This is a genomic window from Pantoea sp. NSTU24 (genome assembly GCF_050157905.1).
Taxonomy (GTDB): Bacteria; Pseudomonadota; Gammaproteobacteria; order Enterobacterales; family Enterobacteriaceae; genus Pantoea.
The window spans coordinates 60,981-74,305 of record NZ_JBKIWZ010000003.1 but is presented as its reverse complement, the minus strand read 5'-3'; the positions used below and the strand labels follow the sequence as shown (position 1 = coordinate 74,305).

General features: G+C 53.1%; 10 protein-coding genes and 1 pseudogene. 6 read left to right on the top strand and 5 right to left on the bottom strand.

Annotated features, from left to right (window positions below; translation table 11 throughout):
• Positions 1 to 415: 415 nt before the first annotated feature.
• The gene (locus tag ACLHDD_RS18960) at positions 416 to 1,531 is read right to left on the bottom strand and encodes an FAD-dependent monooxygenase (RefSeq protein WP_427105387.1); all 1,116 of its coding nucleotides are present in this window, start codon (positions 1,529 to 1,531) and stop codon (positions 416 to 418) included.
• Between the two features lie 100 nt (positions 1,532 to 1,631).
• Between ACLHDD_RS18960 and ACLHDD_RS18955 the strand changes: the two genes are divergently transcribed.
• Positions 1,632 to 2,540 (top strand): LysR family transcriptional regulator, encoded by a 909-nt coding sequence (locus tag ACLHDD_RS18955; protein ID WP_427105386.1) that lies wholly within the window; start codon positions 1,632 to 1,634, stop codon positions 2,538 to 2,540.
• Positions 2,541 to 2,704: 164 nt separating this feature from the next.
• On the opposite strand, the gene ACLHDD_RS18950 is transcribed toward ACLHDD_RS18955, so the two are convergent.
• A complete protein-coding gene (locus tag ACLHDD_RS18950) occupies positions 2,705 to 3,928 on the bottom strand; it encodes a cupin domain-containing protein (protein ID WP_427105650.1) in 1,224 nt (407 codons plus the stop codon).
• A 492-nt stretch (positions 3,929 to 4,420) separates the two neighbouring features.
• A complete protein-coding gene (locus tag ACLHDD_RS18945; protein ID WP_427105385.1) occupies positions 4,421 to 4,867 on the bottom strand; it encodes a GNAT family N-acetyltransferase in 447 nt (148 codons plus the stop codon).
• An 824-nt stretch (positions 4,868 to 5,691) separates the two neighbouring features.
• On the opposite strand from ACLHDD_RS18945, the gene ACLHDD_RS18940 reads away from it, so the two are divergent.
• Positions 5,692 to 6,825 (top strand): MFS transporter, encoded by a 1,134-nt coding sequence (locus ACLHDD_RS18940; RefSeq protein WP_427105384.1) that lies wholly within the window; start codon positions 5,692 to 5,694, stop codon positions 6,823 to 6,825.
• A 126-nt stretch (positions 6,826 to 6,951) separates the two neighbouring features.
• A pseudogene (locus ACLHDD_RS18935) lies at positions 6,952 to 7,634 on the top strand (hypothetical protein).
• 214 nt (positions 7,635 to 7,848) lie between these two features.
• On the opposite strand, the gene ACLHDD_RS18930 reads toward ACLHDD_RS18935, so the two are convergent.
• Positions 7,849 to 8,577, bottom strand: a complete 729-nt coding sequence (locus ACLHDD_RS18930) for an SDR family NAD(P)-dependent oxidoreductase (protein ID WP_427105383.1) — start codon at positions 8,575 to 8,577, stop codon at positions 7,849 to 7,851.
• A 98-nt stretch (positions 8,578 to 8,675) separates the two neighbouring features.
• On the opposite strand from ACLHDD_RS18930, the gene ACLHDD_RS18925 reads away from it, so the two are divergent.
• Positions 8,676 to 9,056 (top strand): winged helix-turn-helix transcriptional regulator, encoded by a 381-nt coding sequence (locus ACLHDD_RS18925; RefSeq protein WP_427105382.1) that lies wholly within the window; start codon positions 8,676 to 8,678, stop codon positions 9,054 to 9,056.
• 273 nt (positions 9,057 to 9,329) lie between these two features.
• Here the strand turns inward: ACLHDD_RS18925 and ACLHDD_RS18920 are convergent, their stop codons facing one another.
• Positions 9,330 to 10,589, bottom strand: a complete 1,260-nt coding sequence (locus ACLHDD_RS18920; protein WP_427105381.1) for a diguanylate cyclase domain-containing protein — start codon at positions 10,587 to 10,589, stop codon at positions 9,330 to 9,332.
• Positions 10,590 to 11,309: 720 nt separating this feature from the next.
• On the opposite strand from ACLHDD_RS18920, the gene ACLHDD_RS18915 reads away from it, so the two are divergent.
• On the top strand, positions 11,310 to 12,083 hold the full coding sequence (locus tag ACLHDD_RS18915; RefSeq protein WP_427105380.1) for a hypothetical protein: 774 nt from the start codon (positions 11,310 to 11,312) through the stop codon (positions 12,081 to 12,083).
• 332 nt (positions 12,084 to 12,415) lie between these two features.
• Entirely contained in the window at positions 12,416 to 13,024 is a 609-nt protein-coding gene (locus tag ACLHDD_RS18910; protein ID WP_427105649.1) for a dTMP kinase, read from the top strand.
• Positions 13,025 to 13,325 lie beyond the last annotated feature (301 nt).

Below are 13,325 nucleotides of genomic sequence, written 5' to 3'. Positions count from 1 at the left end.
CAGCCATCAGGTTATCGGCAACGAAAGCGGAAACATTAGAAATATTGTTAAGAACGCGTGACGGATGGGTTTTGCTGAAGAATGCAGAAATATACCCCTCCCTGCCTGGTAGGGGGGGTTAAGCGTTTTCCCTTAGCGAGTCAAATCGCAGAAGAACTTTTTGACGCCACCGGGAAAGCTGATGTATGCGGACTATTCTTCGCGCCCGCCGCACCACCAAAGGTCTATTCCAGCTCACGCAGTAGCGACTTATGCTTCTCGCTCGTAGCGGACCATGGCCTGCCGTTGGTCCGCTTCGTGCCAGAAGCGGACCCTGCCAGGTCCGGGCTAAGATAACCATCGGCGCGCTGGTTAATTCTGTGTCCAGCTGACATACAGAAAACTTCACTCACCATAACTGGGTTTTAAATAACTACTACGTCAAACCCTGCATCCAAAACCGACTGAGTTCAGCAGTGGTAATATTAGTGGCAGGCAACAGTGGTTCAGGTTGTGCAGAAAAAATCTTATCCGCGACTTGTCTTCCAGTCAGCTGGGCTGCTGAGGTCTTGCTATGTCTTAGCTGGTAAAAGCTTTCCGGAACAATCTCTATATCGTCAATCTCACTCAGTAAGCGAGCCAAATGCCATGCATCTTCCAGCGCCTGGCATGCTCCCTGCCCGGAAGTCGGTAAGGAAGCATGAGCCGCGTCTCCAATCAGTAAAATATTGTCCCGATGCCAGAAAGTAAGAGGATCAATGTCATGAACAAAAATGCACTTAACCGATGCTTTATCACATGACTGCAATATATTCTGCACAGGATCAGGCCAGTCCTGAAAACGCTGATGCAACTCATCGAAATAATGCGCTCGAAGGCGTTCATCGTTAACAGGAGCGTTCCATGCACCTGCCCAATAGCACCACTCGTTATTCACCGGCACGATGCCAAAACGCTCTCCCCGGCCTCGAAAATCATCGATAGCATTGCTCAGGCTGCCCTCTCGTTGTCTGCCTACGCCTATTACGTTCACAAAGCCATGATAACGAGGAGGTATTCTCTCCGCATACAAGGCCTGGCGGACGACTGAATTCATACGCCCGTCAGCTCCTACAACCAGATTAAACTCCTGGCTCAACTTCATTACATCTGCCGTAGTGATTGCACAACGGAATTTGATCTTGCAATCCAGACTATCCAGCGCACCGGTCAGTAAGCTGAGCAGCTCACGTCGTAAGACTGTCACGCTGGGAAAACCGCAAAGTGAATTTACTGCTGAAATATCGAACTCAGTCTGAAGAAGACCACATCGGTCAAACTGGCGCATCATGCAGGGCGTACCACCCACATGAATTACCTTTTTGTCCAGTCCCATCTTCTGCATGACGAACATGGCATTGGGCCACAACGTCACACCCGCTCCTGAAGTGGATACGGTGCTGCCACGTTCAAATATGCTGACCTGATGGCCCTGTCTGGTTGCAAGTATTGCCAGCGCCATTCCAGCAATCCCGGCTCCTACGATGGCAATTTTCTTAGGTCTGGTCATCATCTTCTTCCTGTTACGCAACGTAATAGAAATTGTAATAACCACCTTATTACTGATAAATATGGCAATATAGTTTTATTAATCTCATTTACTGGGATAATTTATGATTGAGAAATTTGAGATGCAGTGGCTGATCTGCTTTCAGGCTGTCTATGAAAAGTTGAGCTTTAAGCTCGCAGCAGATCAGCTTCAACTGCCATCATCTAATGTCAGCCGTCATGTCGCTTTACTTGAACAACAACTTCGCGTGCGGCTGCTGGAGCGCACAACCCGCAAGATAATTCCGACCGCAGCCGGTAAACAACTATATCAATCCATCACACCGCTCACGCGCGCTTTGGACCATGCCCTGGAAGAAGTATCCCTGTTCGGTGATTCACTTTCAGGCCATCTGAAGATCATTACCCCAGATCTTCCCTTCATGGCCGATGTCCTTGCTGACTTCTGCATCAGGCATCCACAAATCCAGCTCAGTTGTGACACTCAGCTGGACCCAACAGAAGGACTACTGGACGGATTTGATCTGGTATTACGCTTTGGGCGTGGACCACTGGAAGATTCCAGCTGGGTTGCCAGGGAAATTCTGCGCTGGCCAAGCTGTGTGGTGGCCGCACCAGAACTTCTGAAACGTTACCCCTTGCCACGATCGCCAGATGAATTAGCCAACATCCCTTGCATTACCAGTATGTCGGTACTCCAGGGAACGCCCTGGAGATTTAAACAAAACCAAACTGTTCGGGTGCATTCCAGTTACAAGGTGAACAGCGGACAGATGGCCAGAGCCGCTGCAATAAAAGGACTTGGCTTCGCCATTTTGCCTCTCCATGCGTGTGAATCCGAAATCGACAACGGCTCCCTTATAAAAATTAACTGTAATCGCGAACCTGAAGATCTGGTGCTCTACGCGCTGTATTCCGGCAGAAAATATCTACCTGTCAAAGTGAAGGCGTTTCTGGAACATTTGCAATTATCTATTGCCGATTCAAAGTTAGACAGCAAGGAAGGCATATAACTGACTAAACAATCCGGTATCCTGGACCGAGGCTAGAGGTCCGCTTTTCGCATAAAGCGGACATGGACCGGAGTGTCAGTCCGCTCGCCAGCAGCGGACTCTATTAGTTTATGATTTAGCAGACCCGCGTCTGTACGGGTCATTCAGCCACAGACCCTTACTGATTATTTCACTACCGGATTCTTCTGAAGTGAAAGCATATTCATAAACTCATCATCCAGGTGCAGATGCTGCCGGACAAGTTCAGGCGGAGTGCTCGCCAGCCACTGGTTAAGCGAAATATCGGCATAGTAATCGCTTTTAAACAGTTCAAGAAAACGCAGCGGCCCTTTACCGGTATTTTCGATGTAGTGACCCATTGCAAAAGGCACATAGCCAACATCTCCGGCGCGATAGTCAAACGTTCTTGCCTGACCTGATGAGGCAAAGACCCCCATCCGCCCCTCGCCTTCAAGATAATATTGCCACTCATCATTATTAGGGTGCCAGTGCAGTTCGCGAAGGCCGCCCGGCTCAATTTCCACCAGCGCGGCAGAGATGGTTTTTGAAACCGGGAAATTAGATGAATCGGTGATCCTGACGGTGCCACCCGGCGCGCGCACCGGTTCCTGAGCCAGCATCCTGTGAGTAAAGCGAATTTTCGATTTCGCAGTTCCTTTTATGCTGTCCGATTCCAGGCTGCCCGGAACGTTACCGGCAAAGATGTATTCATCATCAGGTGAAGGAAGATGGGCAAATGAAGAGACCGGTACCTTGAAGTTCTTAGCCAGAATTTCTGGTGGAATATGTCTGAACCAGTCTGACAGCAGAAAAGTGCTGTCCTCATCAAAATTACCGTCGTCAAAAGCCAGTAAAAACTCACACCCGTCAGGACCGAGCCCCTGAATCGAATGGGGAATACCCGGCGGAAAGTACCAAAGATCACCCGCTGCAATATCATCGACGAACCATCCGCCACTGGTGTCAAACGCAGTTACCCGCGCAGTGCCGTAAGTCATATAAGCCCACTCGCCCTCCTTGTGCCAGTGCAGCTCGCGGATACCTCCGGCATTAAGACGCATATCGACGCCCGCGATCGTCGTGGAGATGCCCAGCTCCCGCTGCGTCACCTGCCGCGTCCAGCCACCGCTTCCCTTGCGAACATGTGCGTCACTGAAAGAAAAACGGAGATTCGGCAGTGTTCCACTGTCTGTCGCAGGCGGATTTACGATGTCCGGGTTTTCTGCTTCACGGACGGGATCATGAGGGCCGGGATCCCGTCCTCCGCCGCCAGTGCCAGCAGAAAACGTCTTTACACTGTTGTCGTGAGCCATCGCCTGACCTGCTGCAAGCGCGACCGTTCCACCTGCCGCAAAAGCCATAAAGTGTCTTCTTGTTAATGTTTTCATCGCCATCCATCCTCAGAATAATTATCTTTGGTCTTATTTTGCTAACGCCCTAACGTTATAGACGCACTGAAAATGAAGACGGACAAAATTTTGTAACACTGCAGAGACAGTGAAAGATCGCTTCCAACAGTCAAGGCCGATGAATGTATTCAGAAAAATTAATACTGTTTAATCGCTGTGTAGTTGTGAAGGTTTTAACCGTAAAATAAGCGCACTTATCGTCAATCAATACGACAATTTTTTATTTCCGCACAGCCGTTTACCCGTTACAACTGATAAAAATTTTTACCAATTGCGTGGATTAACAGACCCTGAATATCTGAGAACCCACGGCTTTTAAATAAGATTTTTTACAGATGAAAAAGAAAAACGTACCGGATGCGATTCATGCTCAATCCGGCCAGTTAGCTATTCTGAGGTTCTGAACGTGTTCTGGCGGTTTTCTGCAGCCTAAAAGGATACTGGCTGTGAGTTCAAAAGGTCACGGTGCGGTCATGCCGGGTTTCTGAGGCAGAACTGATGGGTAACGTTATCTCTGTCCGATAAAATAAAACCTGCCCGTTCATAAAAAGCGAATGCTGATGAAGGCGCATTGGTATTAATCGCATAAAACCAGCTGTCTGCATCCCTGAGTATTTCACTGAGCAGGCCGCTGCCTATCCGCCTGTTTCTCCATTCCCTGCTTATATAGAAATGTCGCAGCCGCCCGATGCCTGTTTCTGATTCAAAAGGGTCAATATTAAGCCCGCATACGCCGACCATAAGGCCATCAGCATACGCGCTTATCAGGCTTTCGCCAGGTCTGTTAAAACGGTTATCTCCACTGAGCCAGTTTTCTTCCAGCCGACGCAGCATATTGAATCCCTCGGCCATACTCTGCGATTTCAGTGCCTCAAACCCCGGGCTGCATGGGATAACTTTCGCATAGTGGATGTTCATAACTGGCCCTCCTTTTTACAGGTTTCATAAATTAACAGGATTACCTGAGCGTCCGGAATAAGGAGGGTACTGCCTTTTCCCTGCGCCCCATTCATGTTCATCCAGAGGGCTGGTTCAGCTTAATTCACGATATCTTATGCTGTTTAATTAACCATCTTGTCGCCGTTCAGGGTGAAAGGGCTGAGAGAAGAGTCCACCCGTTAATGACGACTCTTCCGGTTTCCTTAGCAACGCTTTTTCTTCTTCTGGAAGTATACGACCGCTGTTCACCCAAAACCTGACCCTGTCACCCTCAAACAGCGCTCGCGGTCATTAAAGAGACGAATGAGCATGGGAGTAACACATAAGCTGTAATCGCTTCACCGCCCGAATCCATCACCTCGCAGCCCGGACAGGCATAAACAGATACAGCAGTCCGGTTGATGCAGGCCCCGTCCTGACTATGATCGTCTTTTACTGTGCCTTACCGCTCAGCATCTGCCTGCGCCCCGTAATTCAGCACTTACGTCGGCGTTTTGATTCCCGGCATCCCTGTTTCCCTTACATTCCTCTTCAGTTAACAACCTTTACCTGATAACCGCGTGAAATCATCTATTCGTTAACAATTCAGTTGCGATGGCGTGTGAATAAATTTATTACTATTCAGTAACTTATAACTGCATGCCCACAAATTTGTTAATCATTCTCATATAAGGCTATTTTATGAAATCTGAACCTGCCGCCGGGGAGTGTCACACACCGGGATTATTCCGGACCTTGCGAACTTTTCCGGGACGGTCCACGCCCTGCTCTTTTTCACATTAGTCATCCGGTTCAGTTATTTTATGGCATGGCCGTTTATCGCCGTAATCATGACGCAGAATTATCACATGACCCCAGTCGCCATTGGCGTCGCCATGACCAGCAGCGCCTTAATTTCCGTAGTGCTCGGCATGTACGGAGGGCAGATCTCGGACAGGCTTGGCCGACGCCTCATTCTTTTACTCGGCTGCGCCTTTTCGGCTCTGGGCTACATTATTCTTGCAAAGGCGGCAGGATTGGGACTGTTTATTACCGGTCTGATGATCATCGGCGTTTCCTTTGCCTGGGTTGATCCGCCATTGCGCGCGTTGATGAGCGATTTACTGGGTGACCGACGTCGCCGGGCGATTGCGCTGCAGATGCGTTATTACCTGATCAACGTCGCGGCTGTATTTGGTCCTCTGGTCGGCATCGCGTTCGGGCTGACCTCGCAGAAAGGCACATTCCTGATCACCGGATTGTCTTACCTGCCTTTTTTTGTGTACGTGCTGCTGTTTATTCCGGCCGGGGCATTGCTGGCCGGGGAACAGAAAGAAAGCGAAACAAAACTCAGACTGCATCAGGTCACCGGCATTATTATCAGGGACAGAGTCTTTATTGCAGCGCTGCTGTGCAGCATTTTATGCAGTGTGGTGTTTATTCATTATGAAGCGGTTCTGCCTCAGTATCTCCTTTTACTGAACGGCGAGAAGGCCATTAAGCTGATTACTCTGATTCTGGTGACCAATGCATGTACCGTACTGATGTTTCAGACATTTATCATGCGGTTTCTGGCAGGCTATACGCTGCCGGAACGTATTCTGCTGGGTGGATTGATTTTTGCCTTGTCGCAACTCTGCTTTTTTTCGGTGCGTTCACCGGATGCCTGGATATGGCTCACGGTGACCTGTGTGTTCAGCATGGGTGAGGCGATCCTGATGCCGAATCTGAACATTCTGCTCGACCAGCTCGCTCCGCCAGCGCATCGGGGTGCCTATCTTGGCGCGTCTATGCTGACGACCCTGGGCATTGCGGCCGGACCGTTAATCGGTGGCGTCATGCTGGCGTGGACCGGTGCGGGAGTGTTTATCTGCACGGCGTTGCTCAGCCTCCTGCTGTGCGCCATTATCCTGGCATACAGACGCAGAATACTGGTGCGTTTGCGGAATACTCTGTGAGAAATGCTTCAGGCGTTCAGGCCCCGGCCGGCGGACGGCACAACAGCATAGCGATTCATCACAACGCTATCGTATCTTCGTTAACTGCATAAGGTATATGACAATGCAATCGTCCCGGTATCTGTCATGAAATCAGCCACGCTGGAAGAGATATACCGCTCTGCCAGTACGAAAACGGTCGCGACATGGGCGAAAAACCCAGGGACAGGGAAGGTTAAAGAGGGAAGTGACTATGACCCGGTGAAACTTGCGCTCGCAACAGCATTCAGCCGCCTTTATCTGCGGCTGTCTCACAGCTCCTCAGTGAGTTACAGCTGATCTCCCGGCACGATCCTCTGGCCGATCTGTTGCCCGCCCGGGGATTTCACTTCACCTTTATACCCCTGACTTTACCGCTCTACGACGCACACGAATTGTTGCCGGAGAAAATGACGCAACTCGCGGCGATATGGTCAGCATTTGACGCAAAAAAAGTGGTTATCCGGCATCTGCGCCTGGTGGCATTGCCAAATCAGTTGCTGCTGGCAGGTATCCCTGAAAGCCCGGCAGGCGACCTGCGCCAGAGCTTCTGCGAACAGGTGATGCAGTCTGACTGGAAAGAGGAGGTACTGTTGCGTCATTCTGGCAAGGCACTGCCCGCCCCTTTCTGGCACAGTACGATCCTGCGCTACCACGCAGATTTTCTGCCCGACAATCTGCGCCACTATTTTGCTGAACGGCAGAACTGTCACTATGGCGAGGTTAGCGGCGAGCTGACTCTGGCCAGAGTTAACTATAACTGGACAACCTGTTATCCCTTGCCGCAGTGACACCTGGCTGACCGGATGTCACTGCGTGACAGTCATTGCTGCCGGAGAAGAGGCGCCACCCGCAGCGCATCCTGAGAGCCCGGAAACAGCGGCAGCAACGTTGTGCGCGGGTGTGTGACGCTCCCGTGTGCGTGATTCAGGCTGGCGTTCAGACCGTTACCCTTTTCTGCCTTTGACCTGTCCGGCTCACGGGCAGCAGCAGCGGATGGCTTCGCTATGCAGACATGCCGCCATCGATAACCAGCTCAGTGCCGCTGACATACCGGCTCTCATCGGAGGCCAGGAACAGCGCTGCTGCCGCGACTTCATCAGGATGCCCCAGCCGTTTTGCCGGTATCTGCGCACTCAGTGCCTCCCTGACTTCATCGCTCGCCTGGTCAAACATCGGCGTATCGATCGGGCCGGGACTCAGAGTATTAACCCGGATGCCGCGCGGTGCCAGTTCATGACTCCAGGTGCGGGCATAGGATCGCACCGCAGCCTTACTGGCGGAATAGGTGCCATAACCCGGATTCGCCATACTGCCTGCAATCGAACCGACCAGCACGATAGCGCTGCCCTCGCCCATAAGCTGTACCGAACGTTGCACCGCCAGCACCATGGCCCGCACATTCAGATTAAAGGCGCGGTCAAAGTGCGCTTCCGTGGTCTCGTCCAGGGATGCCGGTTCTGCCACGCCCGAAGAACTGACGAGGATATCGAGGCGGCCAGCTTTGGCCTGCAGCGTCCCGAACAGACGTGCGAGATCATCGGGGTGCGTAAGATCACCGGCAACTGTTTCAATCTGGCCCCTAATCAGTGCAGCAGCCTCAGCCAGCTGCGTTTCACGGCGGCCGGTGATAAAGACCCGGGCGCCTTCCCGGGCAAATCGATGGGCAATAGCGAGGCCGATACCGCTGCTGCCGCCGGTAACCAGAGCGACTTTTCCACTTAGTTTCATCATTGTGACTCCAGACAGACCTTAGACATCCAATGATATATTTTGTATATTTAGTGTCAATTACGCACCTGATGTATACCAGATATCCCCAAGGAAACCGAATGTCCCCTGATATCACTACGCTGCTGGCCGAGATCAACAGTACCCGCCCTATCCTTGAACAGGTCGCGAACAAATGGTCGGTTCTGATCCTGACAGTGCTGTGCGTTCAGCCTGCCCGATTTAACGCTATTAAGCGCAGGCTGGACCCGATTACCCACAAATCTCTGACGGAAGCCCTGCGACGGCTGGAACGTAACGGATTAGTCAGCCGCAAAGTGATCGCTTCATCGCCTGTGGCAGTGGAGTATGCAATCACGCCGCTGGGTCAGACCCTGCAGACCCCTTTCGTCGCGCTGGTCGGCTGGGCAAAGCAACATGGAGAGACGCTGAAACAGGCGCAGACGGCCTATGACGCCGAAGATGAGAACAGGACAGAATAAGCAGATTCGCATTAACAATGAATACGGGTTTCTGACAATCAACCTGTAAACGCGCATGTACAGAAAGGTACTGCCGTCACGCCGGTCTGTCGCTGCTGGTCAGACGTGAAACGGGTTCCGCTGAAGGAGTGAGCGTCGCACAGAGACAGGCCTGGCACCTGCTCTGGCAGTGATAAGAGCTCTGTTCTGTTGCATAACGAGGTGTTTATAAGGCTGCAGCGTCGGACGCAGCGCGTCACAAAAGCGTGCAGTAATGAATGCATCAGCCTCCGCTTACTCTTCTGCTGGCTGTGAAGGAAAGTCAAAAAACTGAAAGGTACCATCACGGCGCGCTTTGGCCTGATACATCGCTTTATCCGCATTCTCAAATAACATTTTAGCGGAGATGTTGCCGAAACGGGCAAGGCTGATACCGATGGCGGCGCTGATGCGCACCTCCACATTATTGATGGTAAAGGGCTTTTGCAGGCTGCTGGTGATACGCAGGGCAATAGACGATGCCGCTTCACTGTCCGTGCAGCGGGCTGCCACGACAAATTCATCGCCGCCCAGTCTTGCCACGGAGTCACCTGGACGCATACAACGCTGGAGCCGCTTACTCACCTCCTGCAGCAACGCATCGCCCGTAGCATGGCCCATCAGATCGTTTACCGCCTTGAATCCATTTAGATCGATGAACATCACCGTGGTATAAGCCTGTTCATCGGTACGGGCCAGCATCTGTTCAACCTTATCGTTGATCCAGGCGCGATTATGCAGTCCGGTCAGCGTGTCCAGGGTGGCCAGCTTTTCAAGATCGCGTAATTTTTCTTTTTCGCGCGTGATATCACGCGACACCAGCACGGCGCCAATATTTTTGCCTGTGGAAGGATTGATCACGCCACAGGCTTTGGTGCCCATCAGCATGTAATGACCGTCGCGATGCAGTTTGCGCACCTCAACCACATCCGGCAGCACGCCGCCGCTGAAGAGCGTGGCCAGCGCGTCAGTCGCAGGCTGGCGATCGTCAGGGTGCAGCAAATCCACTACCCGGCGGCCGATCATCTCTTCGGCTGTCCAGCCAATCAGTTCGCAATAAGAGGGGGAGACGGAAACGTACCGGCCCTCTGCATCGCAGTGGGCGATCAGATCGGTGCTGTTTTCGATCAACAGCCGATACTCAGCCGCCGTGCGCAGCGCATCCTCCAGTGCTTTACGCTGTCCGGTGACATCAAGGATAAAGCCGTTGTACTGCAGAGGAGAGGTACCCGGCTGTGAATCGGGCAGGCCGGAAACAAGGACGCGCCGCGTTTTGCCATCCAGACAGTGAATCGGCACCTCAATGTGAAAAGGCGTCAGCCCTTCAAGCGCTGCCGTCAACTGCAATGCGACCTTTGCATCGTCCTCAGCCTGCGCCAGCCTCAGCCATGAACTCAGCGTCACGCCCCTGAGTTCGGGTATCACGCCGGCAGGACTTTCCTGACTGGCGATGCAGATACCCTGCGCATCTGTAGACCAGACGGCGGTAAAGGAGGGTTTGATCATTGTGTACATGGCGGTCGGCTCCGGTGTGACTGACGATATTAAACAAGCTCAATACTCGTCGCACAGACCTGATTATAACCTTAAAAACCCGCCCGGCACGGATGAAGGAGGCGGGCTGAGGTTCATTCCTGCGAGATTCTCCGCCCTGAACGATGGCTGCAACCCGAACCTGTCCGGTTGCTTTTCTGAGGTGCCCTTCTCCCTGTGGCTCTGCGCAAATTTATAACCGGATGCGGTGGTAAAGTATCAGCCTGTGTATATCGGCTGATACGCCAGAAATCTTTAATCCTGGCATCCCTTTTCCCGCTCCGACTGCGGTGAACAACGTGGTAGGGCCTGACGCCCCGGCGCCGTTTCGTGTTATCCGCCTGGCAGGCTGATGGCGCGGCCGAACCGATGCAGACGCTATCAGCAGCGGCGGCGAAACTGTTCAGTTTTTTTTCTTAAATAATCCGGCGTCGCAAAGAACGTGTTGCCAGTTTATCTGACCACCGGCCCCGGCTAATCGTCTGCTATCAGATGCTGAGATGCAGTGCAGAGGCCAGGCTGACGGGCCGCTAAGTCAAATCAGCCATCATGACCCGCCGTGCCGCTCTGGCTGCTTTTGTGAGCCGGGTTTGTTTGCTCATTAACCTCGCCTTCCGCTGTTCGCTTAATATTCACTTAAGATTACTTTTATAACCTCTCCGCTTTATTAGCCCATGTTGGGCTTTTCCGGAGTGTTACCCTATGCAAAATAATCACACAGCCTCTCTCTCCTTGAGTAAAGTACCGGCCATAACTGCGGCGTTCTGGCTGACTAAAATCGCGGCGACCACACTGGGTGAAACCGGTGGTGACGCGGTGACAATGTCGATGAACCTCGGTTATCTGACCGGCACCCTGATTTTCGCCATCATCTTCCTGGTGGCGGTGGTGGTGCAGATCAATCGCCACAGCTTCAACAAATGGATCTACTGGTTCACCGTGGTTGCGACCACCACCGTCGGAACCACGCTGGCGGATTTCGCTGACCGCTCGCTGGGTATCGGTTATCTGGGCGGCACCGTGCTGCTGAGCATCCTGCTGGTTCTCTCGCTTTTCCTCTGGAAAGTGACCTGCGGAACGGTAGCGGTCAGCTCGGTCAGCAACGGCGTGACCGAGACGTTTTACTGGGTCACCATCATGTTCTCGCAGACGCTGGGCACCGCACTGGGTGACTGGACGGCAGACAGTGAAGGGCTGGGCTACGATGGCGGGATCCTGCTGTTTGTCGGCGCGCTGGCTATCATCTGGGCGGCCAGCCGCTTCACCTCGCTGTCGCGCACCGCGCTTTTCTGGGCCGCCTTTATTCTGACCCGCCCGCTGGGTGCGGTTGTCGGAGACTTCCTGGATAAACCCTTTGCCGCAGGCGGGCTGGCGCTGAGCCGCTACGGTGCCTCGCTGGCCCTGGCGCTGATGATTATCACTTTTCTGGTTCTGCTGCCTCAGCGCCCTGCCACCCGGCGTGTCACGGCAGGCTGAGACGACCCGCTCCCTCCCCTCTTCATCGCTGTGATCAGAGCCGCCCGTCAGGGCGGCTTTTTACGCGCAGCGGCGATGCGCAGATTACCGCAACCGCCATTTCACTGTTCAGACCGCGATACTTTTCGTTTCCAGCCCGATGTGCTTACATTACACTGCCCCACGGGTCACCTATACATCAGAATACCAGGACGCTCAGCGTCCCGGTTCCCTACCCGGAATGACCCTGCAGCCCCGCAATAAACGATCAGAAACGTGCTCAGCCCGGAACAGAGAATGCTTATGTCAGATCCCCGTTGTCACCTTAACGCCTGCGGCCCATCAGTCCGATGGTGAGCCGTCCACTGTTTGTCACGCTGGATGGCCCCAAAGGCGCCGGAAAAACTACCCTGCTGGAGGCGATCGCTCGGAGTCTGAGGGCAGAGAAGCGCAAGGTCGTCCGGCTTTGCGAAAAGAAAAGCGATCCTTTCAGAGCGGAAACCATGTTGCTCGTAAACCGGCTTGCCAGAAACCCCTCTGTTGAGCTGGAACGGGAGATTTGCCAACGCTTTGCGCTGAGCCGGGCATGGATTTCACAGCAGGTTCTGACCAGACAGCCAGCCGACAGCCTTATTCTGATGGACCGCTGGTATCCCTCAGATGCCGCGTTTCGCCGGATGATCCCCTTTGCGGAGATCTTACAGCTTAACAGAGAGCACAACGTGCGTGTTCCGGACCTGCACGTCGGCGTGGTAACCGCTCCGGAGGTATCATGGGCAAGAGCCGCGGCGCGGTCGCGGGGTCTGGGCAGCACGGTGATCCAGCGGCTGGATGAGCACACTGCCTGCACCCGTGCGTTTGAGCTGGAGGTCGCGCGTAACGGCTGGTTGTTATGCCGTAATGAGGGAAGCCTGGATGAGGCAACGCAGCAGGTCATGGAGGCGATTAACGCATTGCGTTGATCTGTCAGCTGGCATGACTCATACCCGCTTTGTCCTTTGCTGCCAGCCTGCGCAATGGGAATCGAAAATGTGTATTGCAAAGGTCTGAGGGTGAAATGCCGTTCTCGCTGCATAGCGTGTCTTATCCGGTCAGAAAAGCGGGTTAACGATTTGTAAGCTCTGGTCTGAACCCACGCCGTGATAACCGACCCCCTCGCCTCTTAAAACATCCGATGTCTGCCCACTCCGGCCCGGATATGAACCTGATGAACCACACCTCCACTCATTCTGTTTGCTATTACTGCTGGCCCTGCTTAACAAA

What these genes read in the sequence shown, in the direction of transcription:
- ACLHDD_RS18960 (WP_427105387.1), bottom strand. Translation starts at nt 1,531, where the DNA reads ATGATGACCAGACCTAAGAAAATTGCCATCGTAGGAGCCGGGATTGCT.
- ACLHDD_RS18955 (WP_427105386.1), top strand. Translation starts at nt 1,632, where the DNA reads ATGATTGAGAAATTTGAGATGCAGTGGCTGATCTGCTTTCAGGCTGTC.
- ACLHDD_RS18950 (WP_427105650.1), bottom strand. Translation starts at nt 3,928, where the DNA reads ATGAAAACATTAACAAGAAGACACTTTATGGCTTTTGCGGCAGGTGGA.
- ACLHDD_RS18945 (WP_427105385.1), bottom strand. Translation starts at nt 4,867, where the DNA reads ATGAACATCCACTATGCGAAAGTTATCCCATGCAGCCCGGGGTTTGAG.
- ACLHDD_RS18940 (WP_427105384.1), top strand. Translation starts at nt 5,692, where the DNA reads ATGGCATGGCCGTTTATCGCCGTAATCATGACGCAGAATTATCACATG.
- ACLHDD_RS18930 (WP_427105383.1), bottom strand. Translation starts at nt 8,577, where the DNA reads ATGATGAAACTAAGTGGAAAAGTCGCTCTGGTTACCGGCGGCAGCAGC.
- ACLHDD_RS18925 (WP_427105382.1), top strand. Translation starts at nt 8,676, where the DNA reads ATGTCCCCTGATATCACTACGCTGCTGGCCGAGATCAACAGTACCCGC.
- ACLHDD_RS18920 (WP_427105381.1), bottom strand. Translation starts at nt 10,589, where the DNA reads ATGTACACAATGATCAAACCCTCCTTTACCGCCGTCTGGTCTACAGAT.
- ACLHDD_RS18915 (WP_427105380.1), top strand. Translation starts at nt 11,310, where the DNA reads ATGCAAAATAATCACACAGCCTCTCTCTCCTTGAGTAAAGTACCGGCC.